We start from the raw sequence: 16,816 nt of genomic DNA, 5'->3' as shown, positions 1-16,816 counted from the left end.
GGAAGGAGGTGGGTGCGGCGATGATCACGGCGTGTGCGTCGTGGACGTGGCTCATGACAGCCCTTCCGCCAGGGGACCCAGCGCGAGTACGGGGAAGTACGTGAGTGCGGTGATGATCACGGCGACACCGGTGAGGAGGCCGACGAACTGCGGCCGGTTGGTCGGGAGCGTTCCGGCGGTCGACGGCACCCGGTCCTGTGCAGCCAGCGAACCGGCGAGCGCGAGGACGAGCACGATCGGGACGAAGCGGCCGAGCAGCATCGCGACGCCGAGCGCCGTGTTGAACCACGGGGTGTTCGCCGTGAGACCGGCGAACGCGGAACCGTTGTTGTTCGACGCGGAGGTGAAGGCGTAGAGGACCTCGGACAGGCCGTGGAGGCCCGGGTTCCAGATCGACGTCGTCTCCACATCCGAACGGACGCCGGGGATGGCGAAGCTCAGTGCGGTGCCGGCGAGCACGAGGGTCGGCGTCACGAGGATGTACAGGCTCGCGAGCTTGATCTCCCGTGGGCCGATCTTCTTGCCGAGGTACTCCGGGGTCCGGCCGACGAGCAGCCCACCGATGAACACGGCGATGACGGCGAGCACGAGCATGCCGTACAGGCCTGAGCCGACGCCGCCGGGGGCGATCTCGCCGAGCATCATGTTGATCATCGGCATCATGCCGCCGAGGGCCGTGTAGGAGTCGTGCATCGAGTTGACGGCACCCGTCGAGGTGAGCGTCGAGGTCGAGCCGAACAGCGTCGAGGCGAAGACGCCGAAACGCTGCTCCTTGCCCTCCATCGCGCCGCCGGCGGCCATCGGTGCCGCTCCGAGGCCGCGGGCTTCGAGCGCCGTGAGGATCGAGAACGAGGCGAGGAAGATGACGCCCATGACCGCGAGGATCGTGTAGCCCTGCTTGTGGTCGCCGACCATGCGGCCGAAGGTGCGCGGGAGGGAGAACGGGATCGCGAGCATGAGGATGTTCTGGACGAGGCTCGTCCACGCGGTCGGGTTCTCGAAGGGGTGCGCGGAGTTCGCGTTGAAGAACCCGCCGCCGTTCGTGCCGAGGAGCTTGATGGCCTCCTGGGAGGCGACCGGTCCGCCGGGGATGGTCTGCGTCGCGCCCGTGATGGTCGTGACGTCGGTGAAGCCGTTGAGGTTCTGGATGGTCCCGCCCGCGATCAGCACGACCGCCATGACGACGGAGAGCGGCAGCAGCACGCGGAGGGTGCCACGGGTGAGGTCGACCCAGAAGTTGCCGATGGTGCCGCTGCGGCGACTCGCGAACCCGCGGACGAGGGCGATCGCGACCGCGATGCCGACGGCGGCGGAGACGAAGTTCTGCACCGCGAGGCCCGTGAGCTGCACGGTGTAGCCCATCGTGACTTCGGGGGAGTACGACTGCCAGTTGGTGTTCGTGACGAAGGACACGGCCGTGTTGAACGACAGGCCCTCGGGGACGGCCGGGAGGCCGAGCGCGAAGGGCAGGACGGCCTGCGCACGCTGGAGGGCGTAGACGAGGAGGACGCCGACGAGCGAGAAGGCGAGCACCCCGCGGAGGTAGGCCTGCCAGGTCTGCTCGGAGCGGGCGTCGACACCGATCACGCGGTAGAAGCCGCGCTCGACGGCGGAGTCCTTGCCGGAGGTGTACACCCGGGCGAGGTACTCACCGAGTGGACGGTAGAGGAGCACGAGGACCAGGACGAGGGTCGAGACCTGCAGGATCGCGAAGAGGGTCTGCATCAGAACCTCTCGGGTTTCGCGAGCGCGTACACGAGGTACACGACGGCGGCGACGGCCAGGACGGCGGCGAGGAGTTCGAAGACGATCACAGTCTCTCCACTCCCCGGGCGACGAGGCCGACCAGAGCGAACACGGCGATGATGCCGAGCACGTAGACGAGGTCGAGCAAGAGGACTCCAGTGGGTGCGTGGTGCGGGTGCGTGGTGCGGTGTCCCGTTCGGGACAGCTCAGAGCCAACACCCGTCAGCGACCTCCGACGGTGGTCCTCACGGTTTCCATACGCCTTCCGCGCGGATCCTCACGACCTCCCTACGGGGTGCTCCTCCTCCAGGCCGCCGTCCTGCCCTCCTGCTCAGCTCCCGAGCGTGTGGGCGTGATCCGGCACGTACCGGTACCGTTCGCGCGCGGGTCGGTCGTACCCGTCGGCGCCCGGCCGCGCGGGGATGTCGATCGGCTCGGGGGCGCGCTGCTCGTAGGGGATCTGAGAGAGCAGGTGCGAGATCGCGTTCAACCGGGACGCCCGCTTGTCGTCGCTCTCGATCGTCCACCAGGGTGCGTCCGCGTGGTCCGTGGCCTCGAACATCTCGTCCTTGGCGCGCGAGTAGTCCTCCCAGCGGGTGATCGACTGGAGGTCCGTGTCGGACAGCTTCCAGCGGCGCATCGGGTCGTCGAGGCGCGAGCGGAACCGTTGCTCCTGGACCTCGTCGGAGACCGAGAACCAGTACTTGACGAGGATGATGCCGTCCTCGACGAGCATCCGCTCGAACACGGGAGTCTGGCGGAGGAACCGCCGGTACTGCTCCGGAGTGCAGTAGTCCATCACCCGCTCGACGCCGGCACGGTTGTACCAGGAGCGGTCGAACAGCACGATCTCACCCGCGGTCGGCAGGTGCTGGATGTACCGCTGGAAGTACCATTGGCCGCGCTCCTGCTCACCGGGGGTCGGCAGCGCGGCGACCCGCGCCGAACGCGGGTTCAGATACTGGACGATGCGCTTGATCGCGCCGCCCTTACCCGCGGCGTCGCGGCCCTCGAAGACCACGACGACTCGCGCGCCGGTCTCGATCACCCAGCGCTGCATCGCGACCAGTTCGATCTGCAGCCGTTCCAGCTCCGCTTCGTAGCGGTCCTTCCGGATGCGTTTGGGCGACTTGTTCCGGTTCGGAGCCTTCGACATGCTGTGTGTTCCCGCCCGTCCCCGCGAGGACTGGTTCGACGCCTGACCGGCGCGGTGGTGCAGTGCTCGGTGCCCGCCCCGGCGGGGCAGCACTCGCGCCCAGCCTGCGCCTGCCGACCGATTCCCGTGGGGTGTGTCATCCGGGTGCCGACAGGCGTATAGTCACGCGCGCGCTGTCCTAGGCTTGGACGTCGAGGGCGTCGAGGGGATCTGGATCAGTGGAACTGCGGTGGCTGACGGCGCCCGAACACGAGGTCGCCGCGGCGATGGCGGACGAGCGTCGCTCTGGCCGGTCCAAATGGGCGCCCACCGGGCGGAGAGTGCTCTTCCACCTCTACTTCAGTCTCGTCCTCTGGTACCTCGCGATCGCCCTCGTCTCGGTCGGGGTCAGCGTCGACGAGTACCACGACGGCCGCGTCGAGATCGATGACGTCGTCGGGTTGGTCGTCGCCGTGCTCGTCCTCGCGGGTCTCCTCGTCGGGGCCTGGTTCCTGTACCGCTGGTCGCGACGTCCGCCATCCCCGAAGGCACGCCTCGCCGAGTGGCGGACCCACCTGACGGCGGTGACGAACGGCTTCGGGGAGGAGCCGAAAGGACGGGCGATGTTCTCCTCGCTCATCACCACGACGGGGAAGTACAACAACGCCTTCATCACCACGCCGGGGCCGCAGCTGTCGTCCCACCCGCGGTTCGTCGGCGACCGGGTCGAGTTCGGCAACCTCGTCGACGACGTGAAGCGGTCGCGGGACTGGCACTACCTGACCGTGAAGCTACCGGCCCCGCTCCCGCACCTCCTGCTCGACGCGACGACGAACGACACCGTCCGCAGCGACCTGCCGCCGGGCCTCGACCGGGGCCTCCGTATCTCCCTCGAGGGCGACTTCGACCGGTGGTTCCGCGTCTACGCACCGTCCGGCTACGGAACGGACGCGCGATACGTGCTGACCCCCGACGTGATGTCGTCGCTCGTCAGCACCGCGGCGTACTACAACGTGGAGATGGTCGACGATCGGGTCGTCTTCTTCAGTAAGCCGGCCGCCGACTTCTCGCACGCCGCCCCCTGGGTCGCCGTCGACGCGATCCTCAGCGACCTCGTCCCGCGTCTCATCACGAGGGCCGAGCGGTACCGCGACGAACGGGTGGCGGGACAGGACGCGGAGAGCGTCCTCGAGGCGGCACGGGACGCCATGGAGGCTGAGCAGGTCTGGACCCGGAAGGAGACGGTCGTCGGCGAGGAGGGTCGTCGCCTCACGGTGCGGGCGCGCTTCCATGCGATCTGGGTGGCCGTCGGTGCGGTCACCTGGCTCGTCACCCGCACGCTGCTGTACTTCATCCCGGGCGCCTTCGCCTTCGCGGGGTTGATGTCCGTGATCGACGGGCGCTAGCCGCAACCGAGTCGCCCGAATCTGCTCGGATCCACTCCGAAACCGGACAGATCCGGGCGACTCAGCGTGCAGGGTCGCGGAACATCCGGTGACGCATTCGCGTTCACGACGGTGTGACCACCACCCTGACCGCTCCCGCAGGGCCCGCGACCGACACCTTCGATCGCGCGCTCGCGAGCTTGGAGTGGACGATCCACGGCACCGACCGCGACCGCCTCGCCGCGAACGTTCCGCTGCGGCGGCCGCACGCGGCGTCCGGCTTCGTCTACCTCTCCAGCGGCCGCGTCCGCCTCACGGCCACCGACGGCACCCGCGACCTCGACGCCGGCGACCTCGTCTTCTTCCCTCGCGCCCACGCCACGACGGTGGTCGCGCTCGAGGACGCCGAGCTGCTCGACGTCGCGTTCACCCCGCCGGGTCAACGCCAGCAGGTGGCGGAGACGCTGCCCGAGCACCTGTACGTTGCAGATTTCGCCGGGCAGGAGCCCTCGATGGTGGCGCTCCTGGAAGGTATGGGCTGCCCGCAGGCGGCTGGTCGTCCGCGGCCGGGCGACAGCGTCATCTGCAGCCGCATCGCGACCACGATCGTGTCGGCCGCGCTGCGCACCTGGAACGAGGCCGGCTGCGCACCGGAGCGCTGGTTGCAGCGCATCGGCGACCCGCACATCGGTGCGGTCCTCGACGCCCTGCACGCCGAACCGGGGCGACCGTGGACCTTCGAGACGCTCGCCCGCATCGCCATGATGTCGCGGTCGGCGTTCGCCGAACGGTTCCGCGAGGTCGTCGGGCACACACCGCGCGCCTACCTCACGACCGTTCGCATGGAGACGGCGAAGGGGCTCATCCTCACGGGCGACGCGTCCGTGGCCGAGCTCGCCGGTGCCCTCGGCTACGTGTCGGAAGACGGCTTCGCGCGCGCCTTCCAGCGGTACACGGGCCTGACGCCCGCCCGTTGGCGTGCCGAGGCGGCGCTCGCCGCGTAGGCGCTCGGCCGGGCGGCCTTCGGCTTCACCGCGCGGTGCGCGCCGAGCCGAAGACGACACCGCCGACGATCGCGGAGATCGCCGCGACCGTGAGCGCCGGGACGATGCCGACCGCGTCGACGAGCAGCCCACCCGCTCCGGCGCCGACGGTGATCGCGAGCTGGAACCCCGCGACGACGAGTCCGCCGCCGGACTCCATGCGGTCCGGCACGAGGCGCCCCATCCACGTGCTCAGGGTCGTGAGCCAGGCGCCGAAGCCCATGCCCCAGGTGGTGATCGCGATGGTCACGATCCAAGGCTGCCCCGGGAACAGGGTCACGAGCGCGATCGAGACGCCGATGAAGGCCGGGACGACGAAGCGCAGAGCCGCGAGGTGGCGGTCGACGAGGAGTCCGATCACGAAGTTGCCGACCACGCCGCCGAGGCCGAACGCCGCGAGGAGGACGGCCACACCGGCCGCGTCGAGGTCCGGCACCCGCTCGATCGCGAGCCGGATGTAGGTGAAGGCGATGAAGTGGCCGAGGACGGTCAGGATGTGCCCCGTGAGGCCGACGCGGATGCCGGGGACCCGGAGCGTGTCGACGAGCGACCGCAGACCGCCGCTGGACGGTGCCGGGGCGACGGGCGGGAGCACGAGCCGCAGTGCGACGGCCACCACCGCGGTGATGACCGCGACACCGGCGAAGATGAGGCGCCAGTCCATGACCGAACCGAGGTAGGTGCCCACCGGGACACCGGCGACCGTCGCGACGGTGGTGCCGGTGTTCACGAGCATGATCGCCCGACCGAGGTGGTGCGGAGCGGACAACCGGGCGGCGATCGCGATCGACATCGCCCAGAAGGCGCCGAGGGCCGCACCGAGCAGGAGTCGGGCGATGAGCAGCATCACGAAGTCGGCGGAGATCGCGACGAGCGCGCTCGACACCGCGGCGGCCGCCGCGAGCAGGACGAGCAGGAGGCGGCGGTCGAGCCGCGGGACGAGGATGCCGATCGTCGGTGCGGTGAGGAAGCCGATGAACGCCGTCGCGGTGACGGCCTGACCGGCCTGACCCTCGGTGATCCCGAGCGAAGCAGCCATCGACGGCAACAGGCTCGGCGGCAGGAACTCGGCGAGCACGAGCACGAAGCTCGTCGCCATCATGACGGCGACGGCCGCCCAGGCGGTCCGCGTGCGAGGGGCGGCGGACGCGGCTGTGTTCGTCGTGGGGACCGAGCCCGTTCGTGGAGCATCGAGCTTCTCGTCTGTCGTCATGCTCTCAGCTTGCCGGAGCCGTGACCTCCCCACCCGACGCCCAGTCCGCCCGACCCGACCATCTGTCCATCCCTGCACCCGTCCCGGCGTCGCTGAGTCGCCCATTCCTGCACGAAAGTCGCGGATATTCGTGCAGGTTCGGGCAAATCAGCGCCAACGCCGGGCCGCGAGAGCCGACAGGGCGGCGGCGGCCACCATGGCCAGGATCCCTGCGGCGGCCCACGATCCGCTGACGGTCACTGCTTGCGTTCCGGTGGTGTCCAGGAACCCGTGAAAGGTTGCGATGAACGGGACGACGATCGTCGTCGTCTGACTGAAGGCCAGTGCCGCGAGCAACATGCCGATGATGGCAGTCACTCCAATCGAGATGCCGAGCGCGCACGCCACCATGAACGCCAGGTGAACCCAGCCCGTCGACCTCGTGGGGCGTGCATCCATGTTGGTTTTCACGGCGATCCTCCGCTCTCCTGAAATTCCAGATGTCCAGGCTAACTCGCCCTCGGTGCACATGGCTCAGTCGCCACGATTCGTCTACGAATCGACGGTGATTCGAGCGCTTCCTGGCAGATCGGTGAACACTGTGTCAACAAGTTGCACTGAGTGCATCGGTGCACGTAGTGTACTCACGTGTCCACCACCGCCCCCGCCGAGGATCGACGCGCCGCCCTCCGCGCGCGCCACCACCGCGCGATCCTCGACGCGGCCCGCGTCATGATCGCGGAGCAGGGCGTCGCGGGGTTCAACGTCGACGTCATCGCCGAGCGCGCCGACGTCTCGCGCCGCACGGTGTTCAACCACTTCTCCTCGATCGACGACCTCGTCACCACCTCCTGCACGGAGGAGCTGGCCGTCGTGATCGAGAGCTTCCGGTCCGCCGTCAACGCACGACCGGCAGGCCCCGGGTCGCGCGTGTCGATGTTCGAGGACGTCGCCGCAGCGCTCCGCACGACCGACATCCCCCGCGTCATCGCCTTCCTCTGGAACGCGCTCGGCGGCTTCGCACCCGACGACTCGCGCCCGCAGCAGCTCTTCCAGGCCACCTTCTCCCGCACCACCCAGGAGCTCGCCCACGAACTGGCCGAGCGCAACACCGACGTCGACGAACTCGAGGCCGGCTTCCTGGTGTCCTCCCTCATGCACGGTGTCGAAGTGCTCGCCCATCACTGGATCGCGAGTACCGGCGCCACCACGGACGATGAAGCCCGTGCCCTCTGGACCGACCTGCTGGAACGGCTCATCGCGAGCGTCCGCACCGGCTACGCGTCCACGCACTGACCCGCTTCCCGTTCCGTCCCCGCACACGACACCTGCAACACCTCCCGAAGAATCGAGACTCCCTTGGCTGAACTGCTGTATCGCCTCGGACGCTTCTCCGCGCGTCGCGCGTGGGCCGTCCTCATCTCCTGGATCGTGATCCTCGGCATCTCGGTCGGCGCGTTCCTCGCCTTCGGCGGCACCCTCTCGAGCGCCGTCACCATCCCGGGCACGCCGACGGCGAAGGTCACCGACCAGCTCGAGGAGTCGTTCCCGAGCGCGTCCGGCGGCACGGGGGCGATGGTGTTCCACACGAAGGATGGCGACGCCTTCACCGACAGCCAGAAGACCGCGATCGGCGAGCTGCTCGACGAGACGGCCGACCTGAAGGGCGTCGACACCACGGTCAACCCCTTCGAGACGCAGGAGACGATCGCCGACCAGGCGAAGCAGATCTCCGACGGCAAGACGCAGATCGACGACGGCCGCACCCAGCTGACCGACGGCCAGACGCAGCTCGACGCCGGACAGCAGCAGCTGACCGACGCGCAGACCCAGCTGAGCGCCGCGCTCGCGCAGGCGCAGCAGGCCGCCGGCGGCACGCTCCCGGCCGCCGCACAGGCCCAGTTCGACGCCCAGCAGACCGCCATCACGCAGCAGCAGACGGCGCTCGACGCCCAGCAGGCCACCATCACCGAGAACCTCGCGAAGCTCGACGAGCAGAGCACGAAGCTCGAGCTCTCCTCCCAGCTCCTCGACCTCTCCTCGGGCATCCGCACCGTCTCGACCGACGACACCACAGCGGTCGCGAACGTCGTCTTCGACAAGCGTCAGCAGGAGGTCACGCCGGAGACGAAGCAGTCGGTCATCGACCAGGTGAAGGAGGACGTCCCGTCGGGCGTCGAGGTCGAGTTCTCGAACGAGCTCGCGCAGAGCCTGCCGCAGCTGTTCGGCGTGGGTGAGGCGATCGGCCTCATCATCGCGGCGATCACGCTGCTCGTCATGCTCGGCACGGTCATCGCCGCATCGCTCCCGCTCGTCTCCGCGATCGTCGGCGTCGGTGTCGGCGTCACCGCGTCGCTCTCGCTCTCGGGTGTCGTCGACATGCTCTCGATCACGCCGGTGCTCGGCGTCATGCTCGGGCTCGCGGTCGGCATCGACTACTCGCTGTTCATCCTCAACCGACACCGCAAGCAGCTGCTCGCGGGCGTCGAGCTGCACGAGTCCATCGGCCTGGCGAACGGCACCTCGGGCAACGCGGTCGTCTTCGCCGGATCGACCGTCCTCGTCGCGCTGCTGGCGCTCAACGTCACGGGGATCCCCTTCCTCGGCCTGATGGGCACCGTCGGCGCGATCTGCGTCGCCGTCGCGATCCTGCTCGCGGTCACCTTGACGCCCGCCCTGCTGTCGCTGCTCGGCCTCCGCATCCTCAGCCGGAAGGCACGCGGCACCATCGGCACGCCGCGTCCGGACGCCGTCCCGACCAAGCCCATGGGCACGCTGCGCGCCGTCGGCACGCTCGTCGCCGGACTCGTCGTGCTCGGCGTCGTCGCGATCCCCGCGCTCGACATGCGCCTCGGCCTGCCGGACGGCAGCTCGGAAGCCGTCGACTCGACGCAGTACCAGTCCTACACACTCATCGAGGACAAGTTCGGTGCCGGCGTCAACGGGCCGCTGCTCGTCGTCGCCACGCTGCCCGACGCCGCCACCGACGAGGAGGTCCTCGAGGAGCAGGTGCGGATCGGCCAGGAGATCGCCGACCAGGACGACGTGAAGGCCGTCGCACCGGTGGGCGCATCGGACGACAACTCCGTGCTCGCCTTCCAGGTGATCCCGAAGGAGGGCCCGAACGCGGTCTCCACGGAGCAGCTCGTCCGCGACCTGCGCGACCTCTCGCCGCTGTCGGGTGACGTCGAGCTCGGCGTGGCCGGCAGTGCGAGCGGCAACATCGACGTCTCGAAGCAGCTGTCCGACGCCCTCCCGCTCTACCTGGCGCTCGTGGTCGGTCTGTCGCTGATCATCATGATCCTCGTGTTCCGCTCGATCCTCGTGCCGCTCACGGCGACGCTCGGCTTCATGCTGTCGCTCGCGGCGACCTTCGGTGGCATCACGGCGATCTTCCAGTGGGGCTGGCTCGGACCGGTGTTCGGCGTGCACGACCCGGGACCCATCCTGAGCTTCCTGCCGACGATCCTGATCGGCATCCTCTTCGGGCTCGCGATGGACTACCAGCTGTTCCTCGTGTCCGGCATGCGCGAGGCGTTCGCCCACGGTGCCCCGGCGCGCCTGGCGGTCCAGCGCGGGCTGCACGCCGGCCGCACGGTCGTCGTGGCGGCGGCGATCATCATGATCTCCGTCTTCGGCGGGTTCATCTTCTCCCACTCGGCGATGATCCGGTCGATCGGGTTCGGTCTGGCGTTCGGTGTGCTCGTCGACGCGTTCGTCGTCCGCATGCTCCTCATCCCGGCGGTCATGCACCTGCTCGGGAAGAGCGCCTGGTGGATCCCGAAGTGGCTCGACCGCATCCTCCCGAACGTCGACGTCGAGGGTGCCGCGCTCGAGCGCAGCCACCCGCATGACACGGGTTCGGTCGCGACCGCCCCGTCGAGCGGCGAGCCGCGGAACGCGGTCGACGGCGCGGAGACGGCGGCCCTCGGAGCCGGCGTGACCGCGGGGACGGCCGCACACGTGGCCGCGCCGTCGAGTGAGCTGACCCGCCGGGAGGCGGCGGCGGCCGAGCGGACGCACCCGGCGCACGTGCTCACGACGGACCCCGACCCGGCCGACCGGCAGGTCTCCCGGGTGGAGCCCGGGCTCGACGTCGTCGTGCACCCGGCGACCGCCGGTGTGCAGCGCGTGGCCGTCGGTGCCTACGTCATCGCGGTCGACGCCGACAACGGCACCGCGGTCGTCGAGCCGCCCGTCGGTGGCGTCGTGGTCGTCCGCGCGCCGAGGTAGCGCGGGCGGCCGGTGGTCGCCTCTCCGCTACGGCTGCAGGCGGTCCACGATCCAGCCGCCGTCGGCCGCGAGGTAGCGGAGGCGCCGGTGCATGCGGTCGCGGCTGGCGTGCCAGAACTCGACCATGTCGGGGACGAGCCGGAACCCGACCCAGGTGGCCGGGCGGGGGACGTCGTCGCCCTCGCGCTCGAGCAGCTCGTCGGCCCGCGCGATGAGGGCGTCGAGGGTCTCCTCCGGGCCGTCGCGGAACGGCGTCGACTGGTGGGCGACCGCCGTCGCCGCTCGTGACTTGGGCGAGCGGTCGGCGAACAAGGCGTCGGACTCCTCGTCGCTCAACTGCTCGACGCGGCCCTCGAAGCGGAGCTGCTGCATCGTCTCGCGCCAGTACACCTGAAGGGCGGCGCTCGGATTCTCGGCGAGCTGCCCGCCCTTCCGGCTCTCGGTCGAGGAGCCGAAGATCAGGCCGCGATCGTCGAGAGTCTTCACATCGACGGTGCGCGCGCTCACGACGCCCGCCGAGGTGGCGGTCGCGAGGGTCATCGATCGGGGTTCGCTGACGTCCCGCTCGATCGCTGCGGCGAGCCACTGCTGAGCGAGCAGCATGGGCTCGGCGGGCGGGGTCTCGAACTCGGGCAGCTGCAGGGTGTCGTCTCCGGAGAGGGGTTCGGCGCTCATGTCGCGAGCCTACCCGCGTTGCCCTCGGTACCGACGACTGGGGCGTCGGCACAGTCTCCTCCGGAACCGTGGTGTCCGGGCACATGGTGCCCGGACAGGCCGCGGGCTAGCCTCGAACCGCCCGCCAGGGCGCACCTCCGAGAGAGTGAGCACCGCATGCCGTACACCGACACCGACGACGTCTCGATCTACTGCGAGGTGGAGGGCGACCCCGCCCACCCGGTGATCGTGCTCATCGCCGGCGGCGGCGCGCAGCTGCTCACCTGGCGCGATCCGTTCCGGAGAATGCTCGTGGACGAGGGCTTCCGGGTCGTGCGGTTCGACAACCGCGACGTCGGCTTCTCGCAGCGGTTCGGCGGCGAGACCGACCTCGACGGCGGGTACTCGCTCGGCGACATGGGCGACGACGTCCTGCGGGTGCTCGACCACCTCGGGGTCGAACAGGCGCACCTCGTCGGGCACTCGATGGGCGGCATGATGGCGCAGATGGTCGCTCTCGACCACCCGGAGCGCGTGCTGAGCCTCGGCCTGCTGTCCACGATCCCCGGCCAGGACCCGCGCTACATCCTGCACGGCGAGCGGCCCGAGCTGCTCGTCGAGCCGGTGCGGTACACCCGGGAGGAGTCCGTCGCCGCGATGGCGGAGCTCGCCGCACCCGTGCCCGGCGCGCGCTACCAGCCGGACACCGCCTGGGAGGTGTGGGCGACAGGTGAGGCCTACGATCGTGGCTACGCGCCAGAGGGCTTCAGCCGGCAGTGGGCGGCGCTCCTGCGTGCGCCGGAGCGACTCGAGCGACTGCGCGACGTGACCGTACCGACGCTCGTGCTCCACGGTCGCGAGGACGACGTCTTGCACTGGTCCTCCGCCGTGGACATCGCTCAGGCGATGCCGGCGGCCGAGCTCCACGTCCTCCCCGGCATGGGGCATCTCATCCCCGCCGAGCTCTGGCCGACGCTCGCCGCCGGCATCGTCCGGGTCGCGAGGAGCGCGTCGTCGCAGGGCTGAGATGAGGCGATTCGTCGCACTGGACGCCCGAGAACGACGATTCGCCTCACCTCACGGCATGCCGATGAGGCGCACCCGGCAGGCGAGTTCCGCGGCGAAGCGGACGTCGGGGTCGGCGAGGTCGAGTTCGAGCGACTGCTCGATGCGCCGGATCCGGTAGTTCACCGCGTTCGGATGCAGGTTCAGTTCCGCCCCGGCACGCGCCAGCGAGTTGCGATGGCTGAGGTACGCGAGCAGCGTCCGCACCGAGATCGTGGCCCGCTCCGGCCCGAGGGCGTCGAGCGGTGAGAGGATGTCGTCGAGCAGCGTCCGGCTGAGCGGTGAGGCGTAGAAGTCGAGGAGCACCCGCCGCAGCCCGGTGACGTCCGTCGCCTCCATGGTGCCGAAGCGACCACCCGCGATGGCGGCCTCCGCAGCGACCCGCGCCTCGGTCGCCGACTGCCGGAGCCCCGCCGCCCCGCTCTGCGGCGTCCCGAGCCCGACGGTGAACGTCCACTCCGGCCCCGCGATCGTCGCGGCGTGCGCGACGATCCGCTCCATCACATCGCGCAGGCGCCGCTGGTGGTCGGGTGCGCCGAGCTCCTCCGATGCGATGACGACGATCTCGTCACGCCGCATCGCGAGGTGCCACTGCTCCTCGCGCTGGTCGACGAGTTGCAGCGCGAAGAGCTCGACGGACGGTGCGAGGACGGTGGGCGCCCTGCGGTCGGGATCGCTCGCGTGCTTCGGGGTCAGCCACGCCACCGCGTGCGACAGCTGCAACGGCAGCCCGGCGCGGACCGCGTCCATCGCGAAGCCGTCGATGCGGGACGACTCGGCGAAGATCAGCTCGATGATGAGCTCCGCCCGCGAGCGCACCGAACCGAACCGTCCGTGCAGCTCCCGTTGCAGGGCGCGCGAGAGGACGGAGGCGATGACCGGGAGGGCGATCGCCGCCGCCGGGTCGTCACGCTCGGCGTGGACCCGGCCGATCGGGATCTCACCGATGCACACCGCGTCGGGTTCGAGCCAGCTGGCACTCGCATCCTCGACGAGCGTGACCGGCACCCCGAGCGTCGTGCTGGCGACCTCGAGGATCGCCTCCCGTACGCCGACACCCGACGCCTGCTCCGCTTCGGCCGCGGACGCGCTGATCACCCGCTGGATCGCGAACTCGGCGCGCGACATCGCCTCCTCGGCCCCGCCGCGGATGGTGCGGTCCATGAGCACGGCGAGGTCGGAGGCGATGCCCTCGCTCATGATCACCGGCAGACCACCGCGATCCGCGAGAGCCCGTGAGGTCTCAGCGACCGGGAACGCACCGACGAACACGAGGCCGGCACAGCCCGCGGCGATGGCCCGGCGGATGGCGATGTCGACCTGGTACGGCCTCGGGACGGCACCGTCGGGGGTCGTCACGATGGCGATGGAGTGCTCGGTCGCGTCGTTCAACTCATCGAGCGCGAGGATCTCGACGCCGGTGACCGGCACGCCCGCGGGTGCACCGGCTACGCAACGGGCGCCGAGATGCTCGGCTTGGAGGATGACGTCCGCAACGGTGACTTGGGCCATGAGCACATTCTGCCCCGATTGTGTGGGCTACGGGAACATTGTCGTGATTCCCCACCCTGCCTACGCTCGGTACATGTCAACGAACCACCCCGCTGCACGCTCCGCAGCGTCGGCCACGCCGATCACCAGCATCACCCTGGCCGACGTGCCGGCGCTCGCCGCAGGATGCGCCATCTTCGGCACCGGCGGCGGCGGCGCGGTGCAGACCCCGCAGCTCGGCGTCGAGATCGCCCTGGAGCGGTTCGGTCCGGTCCCCGTCAAACAGGTCGCCGACCTCGACGCGGACGACGTGGTCGTCGCCATGTCCGGCATCGGTGCCCCTTCGGTGGGCTTCGAGATGCTCGGCGCGAGCGGCCAGGCCGAGATCATCGTCGAGGAGATCGAGCGCCTCACGGGCAAGCGCATCACCACGATCATGGCGACGGAGATCGGCGGCAGCAACGGCGTCGGGCCCGTCGGCTGGGCCGCGAGCCTCGGCCTCAGCATCCTCGACGCCGACGGCATGGGACGTGCCTTCCCGGAAGCGCCGATGACCGCGATGAACGTCGCGAACCTCCCGCCCGGGTACGCGGTCCTCAGCGACGTGATCGGCAACGTCTCGATCCTGCGGCCGGTCAGCCTCGCCTGGCTCGAGCGCCACGCCCGCGCCCTCACCGTGGCCAGCGGAGCGATCTCGATCGGCGCCAACTACGTCATGGACCGCGACACCGTCCGCGGCGCGGTCATCGAGGGCAGCGTCAGTCGCGCCGTGCAGGTCGGGCGACGGCTCCTCACCGCCACCGACCCCGTCGGTGCACTCACGGACGAACTCGGCGCATCCCTCATCACCGGTGGCAAGGTCGTCGACATCGAGCGCCGCACCGAGGGCGGGTTCACCCGCGGCTCCGTCACGGTCGAGGGGATCGGCGAGCACCGCGGTCGCCTCACCCGCGTGGAGATCCAGAACGAGAACCTCGTCGTGATGGAGGACGGAGCGGTCATCGTCAGCGTCCCCGACCTCGTCACGATCGTCGACTCCGAGACGGGCGACGCGATCTCCACCGAGATGCTGCGCTTCGGACAACGGGTGAGCGTCCTCGCCTGGGCGTGCGATCCACTGTGGCGCACCGAGCGCGGCCTCGAACTCGCCGGTCCGCGCGCGTTCGGCTACGACCTCGACTACGAGCCGTTCGGCGTGAGCGCCGACGAGACCATTGGAGCGACCCGATGAGCGCCGGCACCAGCACCGTCACCGACACCTCGGGTGAACTCGCGATCGGCATCGACGTCGGCGGGACCAACACCGACGCCGTCGCGCTCTCGGGCACGGGCGAGGTCGTCTCGTGGACGAAGCAGCCCACCACCCGCGACGTCACCGGCGGCATCCGGGCGGCGCTCGCCGAGGTCCTCGACCAGCTCGGTGACGACCGCGGCCTCGTCACCCGCGTCATGCTCGGCACCACCCACGCGACGAACGCGATCGTCAACCGCCGCGACCTCGGACGCGTCGTCGTCATCCGGCTCGGCTCGCCCGCCGCCACCTCGCTCCCACCGCTCGCCGGCTGGCCGCGGGAACTGCGCGACGTCGTCCTCGCGGGGAGCATCCTCGCCGGCGGCGGCCACCTCGTCGACGGCTACCCGATCGCCCCGCTCGACCGCGACCTGATCCGCCGGGAGCTCGACGCCCTGGCCGGCACCTTCGACGCCGTCGCCGTCTGCGGGATCTTCAGCCCCTCGTTCCCCGAGCAGGAGCTCGAGGTCGAGGCGCTCGTCCAGGATCACGTCGGGGTCGACATCCCGGTGTCGCTGAGCCACGAGATCGGCGCGCTCGGGTTGCTGGAGCGCGAGAACGCGACCGTCCTCAACGCGTCCCTCTACGCCGTCGCCCGCGACGTCACGAACGCGCTCACGACCGTCGTCGCCGAGGAGCGACTCGACGCGACGACCTACTTCGCCCAGAACGACGGCACGCTCATGGCCGTCGAGTACGCGGCGCGCTACCCGGTGCTCACGATCGGCTCCGGGCCGGCGAACTCCATCCGCGGTGCCGCGTTCCTCTCCGGTGCCGACAACGCGATCATCATCGACGTCGGCGGCACGACGAGCGACCTCGGCGTGCTCGTCGACCGGTTCCCACGTGAGTCGACCCTGCCCCGCGAGGTCGGTGGCGTCCGGACGAACTTCCGCATGCCCGACATCCTGAGCGTCGGCCTCGGCGGCGGCACGATCGTCGACACCGCGACCGGTGTCCCGCGGCACGACTCGGTCGGCTACCGGCTCACCGAGGAGGCGCTGCTGTTCGGCGGCACCACCCCGACCCTCACCGACGCGGCCTCGCTCCAGTTCGGCATCGCCGACCGCGAGCTGCCGCCCCTCGACCGCGCGACCCGCCAGGCACTCGAGCACGCGCTCGGCGTCGCCCACGAACGCATCGAGTCCGCCGTCGAGCGCATGTCGCTCGGCCGTACCGGCCTCCCGCTCGTCGTCGTCGGCGGCGGAGGATTCCTCGTCCCGGACGCCGTCCTCGGCGCGAGCGAGGTCCTGCGCCCGGCGCGCGGCAACGTCGCCAACGCCGTGGGCGCGGCCATCGCGCTCGCCGGTGGGCGCTCCGATCAGCTCTGCGACTTCGCCGACCGCGCAGCCGCCATCGAGGAGGCAGGACGCTCCGCGATCGAGAAGGCGATCCAGGCCGGCGCAGACCCGCGCTCGGTCGAGATCGTCGACGTGCTCGAGACCCCCGTCTCGTACGCCACCCGTCCCACCCTGAAGGTCTCCGTGAAGGCGGCGGGGCCCCTCGCCCGCATCGGCACGGCGACCCGACAGCGCATCTGACGCACCACCGCACCAGCACCGCTCTCCACCAGCACCAGCA

14 protein-coding genes are annotated in these 16,816 nt (G+C 70.3%); 7 read left to right on the top strand and 7 right to left on the bottom strand.

The features are described 5' to 3' along the window. Window positions 1-51: 51 nt before the first annotated feature. The 3 genes from kdpA to ppk2 all read right to left on the bottom strand — a co-directional run bounded on the left by kdpA (window position 52) and on the right by ppk2 (window position 2,902). Entirely contained in the window at window positions 52-1,725 is a 1,674-nt protein-coding gene (kdpA, locus tag AC4PMY_RS06930; protein WP_491622309.1) for a potassium-transporting ATPase subunit KdpA, read from the bottom strand. Further along, complete coding sequence (locus tag AC4PMY_RS06925; protein WP_491622308.1) at window positions 1,725-1,814, bottom strand: potassium-transporting ATPase subunit F; 90 nt, start codon at window positions 1,812-1,814, stop codon at window positions 1,725-1,727. The genes kdpA and AC4PMY_RS06925 overlap by 1 nt, the downstream gene beginning before the upstream one ends. Window positions 1,815-2,077: 263 nt before the next feature. Beyond that, a complete protein-coding gene (gene ppk2 / locus AC4PMY_RS06920) occupies window positions 2,078-2,902 on the bottom strand; it encodes a polyphosphate kinase 2 (protein ID WP_071261709.1) in 825 nt (274 codons plus the stop codon). 218 nt (window positions 2,903-3,120) lie between these two features. On the opposite strand from ppk2, the gene AC4PMY_RS06915 reads away from it, so the two are divergent. Then, entirely contained in the window at window positions 3,121-4,287 is a 1,167-nt protein-coding gene (locus tag AC4PMY_RS06915) for a hypothetical protein (protein ID WP_491622307.1), read from the top strand. A 113-nt stretch (window positions 4,288-4,400) separates the two neighbouring features. Then, a complete protein-coding gene (locus AC4PMY_RS06910; RefSeq protein WP_197479076.1) occupies window positions 4,401-5,270 on the top strand; it encodes a helix-turn-helix transcriptional regulator in 870 nt (289 codons plus the stop codon). A gap of 25 nt (window positions 5,271-5,295) precedes the next feature. Here the strand turns inward: AC4PMY_RS06910 and AC4PMY_RS06905 are convergent, their stop codons facing one another. Continuing rightward, window positions 5,296-6,522, bottom strand: a complete 1,227-nt coding sequence (locus AC4PMY_RS06905) for an MFS transporter (RefSeq protein WP_491622306.1) — start codon at window positions 6,520-6,522, stop codon at window positions 5,296-5,298. Between the two features lie 147 nt (window positions 6,523-6,669). Then, window positions 6,670-6,972: a hypothetical protein gene (locus AC4PMY_RS06900; protein WP_491622305.1), complete on the bottom strand. Its 303-nt coding sequence runs from the start codon at window positions 6,970-6,972 to the stop codon at window positions 6,670-6,672. Window positions 6,973-7,149: 177 nt separating this feature from the next. On the opposite strand from AC4PMY_RS06900, the gene AC4PMY_RS06895 reads away from it, so the two are divergent. After that, window positions 7,150-7,797, top strand: a complete 648-nt coding sequence (locus AC4PMY_RS06895) for a TetR/AcrR family transcriptional regulator (RefSeq protein ID WP_491622304.1) — start codon at window positions 7,150-7,152, stop codon at window positions 7,795-7,797. Window positions 7,798-7,860: 63 nt separating this feature from the next. Beyond that, window positions 7,861-10,734, top strand: a complete 2,874-nt coding sequence (locus AC4PMY_RS06890) for an MMPL family transporter (RefSeq protein WP_491622303.1) — start codon at window positions 7,861-7,863, stop codon at window positions 10,732-10,734. Window positions 10,735-10,761: 27 nt separating this feature from the next. Here the strand turns inward: AC4PMY_RS06890 and AC4PMY_RS06885 are convergent, their stop codons facing one another. Then, on the bottom strand, window positions 10,762-11,409 hold the full coding sequence (locus AC4PMY_RS06885) for a pyridoxal 5'-phosphate synthase (protein WP_491622302.1): 648 nt from the start codon (window positions 11,407-11,409) through the stop codon (window positions 10,762-10,764). Between the two features lie 156 nt (window positions 11,410-11,565). Here AC4PMY_RS06885 and AC4PMY_RS06880 point away from each other — a divergent pair, with 156 nt between their 5' ends. Then, entirely contained in the window at window positions 11,566-12,414 is an 849-nt protein-coding gene (locus tag AC4PMY_RS06880) for an alpha/beta fold hydrolase (RefSeq protein WP_491622301.1), read from the top strand. Between the two features lie 51 nt (window positions 12,415-12,465). Here the strand turns inward: AC4PMY_RS06880 and AC4PMY_RS06875 are convergent, their stop codons facing one another. After that, window positions 12,466-13,965, bottom strand: a complete 1,500-nt coding sequence (locus AC4PMY_RS06875; protein WP_064296015.1) for a PucR family transcriptional regulator — start codon at window positions 13,963-13,965, stop codon at window positions 12,466-12,468. Window positions 13,966-14,038: 73 nt separating this feature from the next. Here AC4PMY_RS06875 and AC4PMY_RS06870 point away from each other — a divergent pair, with 73 nt between their 5' ends. Beyond that, on the top strand, window positions 14,039-15,175 hold the full coding sequence (locus AC4PMY_RS06870; protein WP_064296014.1) for an S-methyl thiohydantoin desulfurase family protein: 1,137 nt from the start codon (window positions 14,039-14,041) through the stop codon (window positions 15,173-15,175). Beyond that, window positions 15,172-16,776 (top strand): hydantoinase/oxoprolinase N-terminal domain-containing protein, encoded by a 1,605-nt coding sequence (locus AC4PMY_RS06865; protein ID WP_064296013.1) that lies wholly within the window; start codon window positions 15,172-15,174, stop codon window positions 16,774-16,776. Before AC4PMY_RS06870 ends, AC4PMY_RS06865 begins: the two co-directional genes overlap by 4 nt. The last annotated feature ends 40 nt before the right edge of the window (window positions 16,777-16,816 follow it).

Source organism: Plantibacter sp. MDV22-iso1, from assembly GCF_058408345.1.
Note: the sequence above shows the minus strand (reverse complement) of the source record. Positions and strands in the feature narration are given on the sequence as shown.

Coding starts and splice junctions, on each gene's coding strand:
- AC4PMY_RS06885 (WP_491622302.1), bottom strand. CDS start 11,409: ATGAGCGCCGAACCCCTCTCCGGAGACGACACCCTGCAGCTGCCCGAG.
- AC4PMY_RS06905 (WP_491622306.1), bottom strand. CDS start 6,522: ATGACGACAGACGAGAAGCTCGATGCTCCACGAACGGGCTCGGTCCCC.
- AC4PMY_RS06865 (WP_064296013.1), top strand. CDS start 15,172: ATGAGCGCCGGCACCAGCACCGTCACCGACACCTCGGGTGAACTCGCG.
- AC4PMY_RS06870 (WP_064296014.1), top strand. CDS start 14,039: ATGTCAACGAACCACCCCGCTGCACGCTCCGCAGCGTCGGCCACGCCG.
- kdpA (WP_491622309.1), bottom strand. CDS start 1,725: ATGCAGACCCTCTTCGCGATCCTGCAGGTCTCGACCCTCGTCCTGGTC.
- ppk2 (WP_071261709.1), bottom strand. CDS start 2,902: ATGTCGAAGGCTCCGAACCGGAACAAGTCGCCCAAACGCATCCGGAAG.
- AC4PMY_RS06875 (WP_064296015.1), bottom strand. CDS start 13,965: ATGGCCCAAGTCACCGTTGCGGACGTCATCCTCCAAGCCGAGCATCTC.
- AC4PMY_RS06880 (WP_491622301.1), top strand. CDS start 11,566: ATGCCGTACACCGACACCGACGACGTCTCGATCTACTGCGAGGTGGAG.